The sequence below is a fragment of the Pseudomonas juntendi genome, from assembly GCF_009932375.1.
In the GTDB taxonomy this organism is placed as follows: domain Bacteria; phylum Pseudomonadota; class Gammaproteobacteria; order Pseudomonadales; family Pseudomonadaceae; genus Aquipseudomonas; species Aquipseudomonas juntendi.
Window position 1 is genome coordinate 1 of record NZ_BLJG01000438.1, and the last position, 798, is coordinate 798.

1 protein-coding gene and 1 pseudogene are annotated in these 798 nt (G+C 53.8%); one reads left to right on the top strand and one right to left on the bottom strand.

What is annotated here, in order from left to right:
- Positions 1-118: pseudogene (locus GYA94_RS26585) on the bottom strand (DUF2780 domain-containing protein); the annotation flags it as partial.
- Positions 119-312: 194 nt separating this feature from the next.
- Here GYA94_RS26585 and GYA94_RS26590 point away from each other — a divergent pair.
- On the top strand, positions 313-798 hold a 486-nt coding region (locus tag GYA94_RS26590; protein WP_161893446.1), incomplete at its 3' end, for an RHS repeat-associated core domain-containing protein.

Genomic DNA, 798 nt, shown 5'->3' on the forward strand with positions numbered 1-798 from the left:
GGCCTTGCTGTTGCTGGTTTTGCATGGCGAATACGGCGTTGGCAGCGTCGCTGAGGCTGAATGCGAACACCGGGCTTACGGCCAGGGTTAACAGAGTTGCCAGGGCGAATGCTTTCATTGGCAGGGACCTCGTTGGCCGGGATAGCCTGGGAACCGCGAATGTGACTTGGATTTCGCAGGATTGTTAAGCCTCGACTGTCAACCTCTCTTGTCGTCCGCCTCGGTGCTGATGACCTGGTAAAACTGCCAGTTGTACTGGGTATTCAGACCGCGCAGAGTTCCGATACAGCAGCCAACATTCAGGTCACCACCATGCGCCCCTCTTCCACCAGCAAGAAGGCACAGGCTCGAGCGCCTCAACGAAGCCTGCATTTTTATAAAAATGGTCATTTGACAACAGAAGTAGCCACGCTGGGCAATCGTCACGTGTTATGGGCAAATGACGTGGTGCTGGCTCAACTTGATCAATCGCAAACAGCGAAAGTACTTCGAGTTGACTTTGCTAATTCAGTCCTAGGATCCGCATCTGGCTCAGCGGTGTATTCACCCTACGGATATCTGGCTACGGAAAAATTGCAAGCGCTTCTTGGATTCAACGGGCAGTGGTGTGATTCCCGTACTCATGGTTACCCCCTGGGTGCAGGACGTCGACTATACAACCCCGCACTGATGCGTTTCTGCAGCATTGACCCATTGAGCCCATTCGATAAAGGTGGGTTGCACCCAGCTGCTTACTGTGGAGGTGACCCTATTAACCGCACGGACCCGAGTGGTCGCTTCTTCCAACGGATTCGGAAG